The sequence below is a fragment of the Phocaeicola sp. genome, assembly GCF_048170425.1.
Lineage (GTDB): Bacteria > Bacteroidota > Bacteroidia > Bacteroidales > Bacteroidaceae > Phocaeicola.
This window is the reverse complement of record NZ_DBEXBB010000152.1, coordinates 1-5,203: the sequence shown is the minus strand read 5'-3', so window position 1 is coordinate 5,203 and position 5,203 is coordinate 1. Positions and strand designations below refer to the sequence as shown.

Below are 5,203 nucleotides of genomic sequence, written 5' to 3'. Positions count from 1 at the left end.
TCAGACTTTTAAAGAATTTATGGAAGAACAATTTGACATACGCGATTATAAACCAACTGGAAAAGAGCGTGATTTTGAGAACGCTCTTCGCCCGCTTCAGTTTGAAGATTTCAGCGGACAAGATAAGGTGGTGGATAACCTGCGCATCTTTGTGAAAGCGGCGAGACTTCGTGCAGAAGCGCTTGACCATGTCTTGTTGCATGGCCCTCCCGGATTAGGAAAGACCACACTGAGCAATATTATTGCTAATGAATTAGGGGTGGGGTTTAAAGTGACTTCAGGTCCGGTGCTTGATAAGCCGGGTGATTTGGCCGGAGTACTGACCAGCCTGGAACCGAACGATGTGCTGTTTATCGATGAGATTCACCGTCTGAGTCCGGTAGTGGAAGAATATCTCTATTCTGCCATGGAAGACTATCGCATCGACATTATGATTGATAAGGGACCTTCTGCCCGCAGCATACAGATTGACCTGAACCCATTTACGTTGGTGGGAGCAACCACACGCAGTGGCTTGCTTACAGCCCCGCTTCGTGCCCGCTTCGGCATCAACCTGCACCTGGAGTATTATGACGATTCAGTACTTTCACGCATCATCCTGCGTTCCGCACGCATCTTGGATGTGCCGTGTGATGCAGATGCGGCAGGAGAGATAGCTTCCCGAAGCCGTGGCACCCCCCGTATAGCAAATGCTTTGTTGCGACGCGTGCGCGACTTTGCACAGGTGAAAGGTTCGGGAAGAATTGATTTGGAGATTGCCCGTTTTGCACTGGAGGCCCTGAATATTGACCAGTATGGTCTGGATGAGATAGACAACAAGATTCTGTGTACGCTTATCGACAAGTTCAAGGGAGGTCCTGTGGGACTGACTACCATTGCCACAGCTTTGGGTGAAGACCCCGGTACGCTGGAAGAAGTGTACGAACCCTTCCTGATAAAAGAAGGCTTTCTGAAGCGTACACCTAGAGGACGCGAGGTGACAGAGCTGGCATATAAACATTTAGGAAAAAGTAAATACAATAGCGGAAAAACGCTATTTGATTGATAGAACATTATGGCCGGAATAAAATCTTTGGCAAAGGATACTGCCATTTATGGACTGAGCAGTATCGTAGGACGTTTTTTGAATTATTTGTTAGTTCCTCTTTACACGGCAGTGCTTCCTGCTGCTTCCGGAGGATATGGAGTAGTGTCGAATGTATATGCCTATACGGCACTGATTCTGGTGTTGCTGACCTTTGGCATGGAAACGGGATTTTTCCGTTTTGCCAATAAGTCGGACGAGGATGCGCAGAAGGTATATGCCAATTCCCTGTTGTTTGTGGGAGGACTCTCGCTGCTGTTTGTGGTGCTGTGTATGGCCTTTTTGCATCCGCTTTCAGCCTTGTTGGAGTATCCGGACCATCCTGATTATATTGCCATGATGGTGTGCGTGGTGGCGCTCGATTCTTTCCAATGTATTCCTTTCGCCTACCTGCGCTATAAGAAGAGGCCGATAAAGTTTGCCGCTATCAAGTTGCTGAATATCGTGGGTAATATCCTGCTGAATCTTTTTTTTCTGTTGGTTTGTCCGTGGCTCGATGTCCATGCACACGAAACCGTCAGTTGGTTCTATAACCCCGATTACTTGGTGGGATATATTTTCGTGTCCAACCTGATTATGTCGGCCTTGCAGATGTTCTTCTTCATACCCGAATTGCGCGGTGTGTCTTACCGCATAGACAAGGTACTGATGAAGCGCATGATCAACTACTCTTTCCCGATTCTGATATTCGGGCTGGTTGGTATCCTCAACCAAACGGTCGACAAGATGATTTATCCTTATCTGTTCGATGACCGTTCGGAGGGATTGGTACAGTTGGGTATTTACAGCGCCACCAGTAAGGTAGCCTTGGTTATGGCCATGTTTACCCAGGCTTTCCGTTATGCATACGAGCCCTTTGTTTTCGGCAAGAATAAAGATGCCGACAGCAAGAAGATGTACTCTTCTGCCATGAAGTACTTCTTTATCTTCTCTCTTCTGGCATTCTTGGCCGTGATGGGATACATGGATGTATTGAAGTACATGGTAGCCTCCGACTACTGGGAAGGACTGAGCGTCGTAGCTATCGTGATGCTGGCTGAGATTATCAAAGGTATCTATTTCAACCTTTCTTTCTGGTATAAGCTGACGGACGAAACTTATTGGGGAGCTTATTTCTCTCTTATCGGATGTGCTGTGATTCTAGGACTGAACATCTGGCTGGTACCGACGTGTGGTTATGTGGCTTCGGCTTGGGCGTCTGTAGCCGGATATGGAGTGATTACTCTGTTGTCTTATTTCATCGGACAGAAAAAATATCCTGTAGCCTATCCGTTGAAGCGGATGACCACCTATCTGATTCTGGCATTGGTGCTTTATGTCTTGTCGCAAGAAACACCCATCGCCAACCTTTGGTTACGTTTAAGTTACCGTACCTTATTAATATTGGTTTTTGTAGCATTTATTGTCAAAAAAGATTTACCTTTAAGGAGTCTTCCATTTGTCAACCGTTTCTTTAAATAAGAAATGTGGGGTGGAACATAGGCTGAGGTGTAATTTATAAAATCGGATAAGTATGGAACTAGGAAACAAGAGGAAATTCCTTCTTCGTAAATTCTTCAATGAGTATCTGGACTTGAACCGGAGCAAGGAAGATGAGCAGCTGACGGTAGATGCCATCCGTAGCGGGGTGGAATTTAAAGGAACCAATCTTTGGGTCTTGATTTTTGCTACCTTTATTGCTTCATTGGGATTGAATGTCAATTCTACGGCAGTAATCATCGGTGCCATGTTGATTTCTCCTTTGATGGGACCTATCATGGGAGTGGGGCTTTCTATCGGTTTGAACGATTTCGAACTGATGAAGCGTTCGTTGAAAAGTTATCTGGTAGCTACGCTGTTCAGTGTGACGACTGCCACGATTTATTTTGCTTTTACTCCGCTAGATGAAGTACAGTCGGAACTGTTGGCGCGCACCTCACCTACCATATACGATGTGTTTATAGCCTTAGTAGGTGGTTTGGCTGGAATTGTGGCATTGGCAACCAAAGAAAAAGGAAATGTAATACCGGGTGTGGCCATTGCTACAGCCTTGATGCCTCCTTTGTGTACGGCTGGTTTCGGTATTGCCACGGGTAATTTGTTGTATTTCTTGGGGGCTTTTTATTTGTATTTCATTAACTCTGTCTTTATCAGCTTGGCCACTTATATCGGGGTGCGGGTAATGCATTTCCAGCGCAAGCAGTTTGTGGATAAAGCTCGTGAAAAACTGGTAAAGCGTTATATCATCTGGATAACCATCGGTACGATGTGCCCGGCGGTATACCTTACTTATAATATCGTGCGAGAAACTTTCTATCAGACTTCTGCCAGCCATTTTATTGCGGAAGAGTTGCAGTTCCCCGATTCGCAAGTGCTGAGCCGTGAAATTTCCTACGATAAGCGGGAGATTAAGGTAGTGCTTGTGGGAAAAGAAGTTTCAAAGGAACAGATTGCGGCAGCCCAGCATCGTTTGCCTGAATATAATCTGACCAAAACCAAACTGGTGGTATTTCAGGGAATGGGTGACGGCAGTGCGGTGGATATCAGCAACATCAAGTCAATGGTGATGGAAGACTTTTATCGGAACAGTGAAAAGCGTTTGAAGGAACAGGATGAAGAAATTAACACCCTGCATAAGCAGTTGGCTGACTTTTCCGGTTCAGACTGGCTGGGTAAGCAGTTAGGGCAGGAGTTAAAGGTTTTGTTCCCGGAAATCAAAACCCTTTCCGTTTCAAAAAGCCTTCGTTTGTCTGTTGATAGTTCTCGGATAGACACCTTGACATACGCCATTATTGATTGTCAGCGGGTACCCGATTCTAAGAGTCGGGATAAAATCGTGAAATGGCTGAAGGCAAAGACGGGAGACGCTCATTTACAGTTGATTGTAGAGTAATTGGTAGGCCGGATTTTATTGCTCTGAAAAACGTCTTTGTGTTTACTGGAAAACGCAAGTACATTTCAAATAAAACGCCTAAGCGTTTGATTTAAAACTCTTAGGCGTTTCAGAGAAAACGCTTAGGCATTTTAGTTTGAATGCTTAAGCGTTTTTTTAGTCTCCCAAAATTAACTTATTTCACCCTCTGTGTGCAGCGAATGGCAGTGACCTCCTGAGCTTCCGGGTTCGTCGCTTCCCGAGTACAGTAATCAAATTCTGCCGATTTCTCTCCACTGAAAGAATTCCATTTCAGTTTTAGCTTGACAGTCTTCCCTTGCGTGTCGGGTAGTTCATCCAGCTTGAAAGCAACCAGTGCATCTCCCATTTTACCTTCCGTATCGCCAAAAGCGTTGTGGCGGAATTCTACCTCATACGAATTGTCTGGATTCTGCGTACTGATCAGGTTGACAAAATGTGATTGCCCGTTGCCCCAACGAGTAGCAAACCGGAGGGTCAGGTATCCATCCTCTGCAATGGTCACCCAGTCATTCAGAATTTCTACCGGGTCATTGCCATATGTACGATTGTTTTCTTCCTCTCCCAAGTTAGGAGCCATCGGTTTGGTCAGTATACTGTCTATCCAGTTGATGAATACAGCTTTGTCATACTCCTGAGGAGCTTCGTTAGCCAATTCAATATTGGCCAGTGCCCTTACTTCCTTCTCGCCAAAAGGAGAAGTGCTCATGTTTACGGGGCGTAGAGTTGTGCTGTCGTCCAATTGCAGGTACGGTGTGTTGTCTGCACTTTGTTTTACTGTGACAAGTGCATTAGCATAATAATGTGAAAGGTAGAGATTGTCATTGTTGTCGTCCAGGCATGATTGTAACCCCATAGAAAAGCATATGGTCATCATAGTGATAATCCCTTTACAGGTGAATGATTGAGTATTCATAATGCGTTGTTTTTAAGTGTGTTTTCTTCTTCTTGTTTTGTAAATAAAATGGATAAAATATGAAATCCCTGCATGTGAGAAGGTTAAAAAAGTTATACATTGATATTTTCTAGAGGTAGACTTTATACCGTGTTCCTGATGGTTGTTGTGTAATGATAATTATTTGATGGTTATGTAAGACTGCTATTTATGTATTGATTTTCTCTTGGCAATTAATATAATATTGTGTTTTTTTAGATTTTGTGTTAGTTTAATAATAATTATAGGCAAGAAAGGGATGATTCCCAAACAAATCCTTATGGGGTGTGTTTAT

Annotated in this window: 4 protein-coding genes; 3 read left to right on the top strand and 1 reads right to left on the bottom strand. The window is 44.3% G+C overall.

The features are described from left to right. Positions 1–19: 19 nt before the first annotated feature. From ruvB to ACMJ0U_RS05775, 3 genes are read left to right on the top strand one after another with little or no spacing between them, the layout of a single operon-like run. Entirely contained in the window at positions 20–1,045 is a 1,026-nt protein-coding gene (gene ruvB, locus ACMJ0U_RS05785; protein WP_417128784.1) for a Holliday junction branch migration DNA helicase RuvB, read from the top strand. A gap of 9 nt (positions 1,046–1,054) precedes the next feature. Then, complete coding sequence (locus ACMJ0U_RS05780) at positions 1,055–2,545, top strand: oligosaccharide flippase family protein (protein ID WP_417128782.1); 1,491 nt, start codon at positions 1,055–1,057, stop codon at positions 2,543–2,545. 52 nt (positions 2,546–2,597) lie between these two features. Then, positions 2,598–3,956, top strand: a complete 1,359-nt coding sequence (locus ACMJ0U_RS05775) for a TIGR00341 family protein (RefSeq protein WP_417128780.1) — start codon at positions 2,598–2,600, stop codon at positions 3,954–3,956. Positions 3,957–4,131: 175 nt separating this feature from the next. Here ACMJ0U_RS05775 and ACMJ0U_RS05770 read toward each other — a convergent pair whose 3' ends face one another. Then, a complete protein-coding gene (locus tag ACMJ0U_RS05770; RefSeq protein WP_417128779.1) occupies positions 4,132–4,890 on the bottom strand; it encodes a NigD-like protein in 759 nt (252 codons plus the stop codon). Positions 4,891–5,203 lie beyond the last annotated feature (313 nt).

What these genes read in the sequence shown, in the direction of transcription:
- ruvB (WP_417128784.1), top strand. Translation starts at nt 20, where the DNA reads ATGGAAGAACAATTTGACATACGCGATTATAAACCAACTGGAAAAGAG.
- ACMJ0U_RS05780 (WP_417128782.1), top strand. Translation starts at nt 1,055, where the DNA reads ATGGCCGGAATAAAATCTTTGGCAAAGGATACTGCCATTTATGGACTG.
- ACMJ0U_RS05775 (WP_417128780.1), top strand. Translation starts at nt 2,598, where the DNA reads ATGGAACTAGGAAACAAGAGGAAATTCCTTCTTCGTAAATTCTTCAAT.
- ACMJ0U_RS05770 (WP_417128779.1), bottom strand. Translation starts at nt 4,890, where the DNA reads ATGAATACTCAATCATTCACCTGTAAAGGGATTATCACTATGATGACC.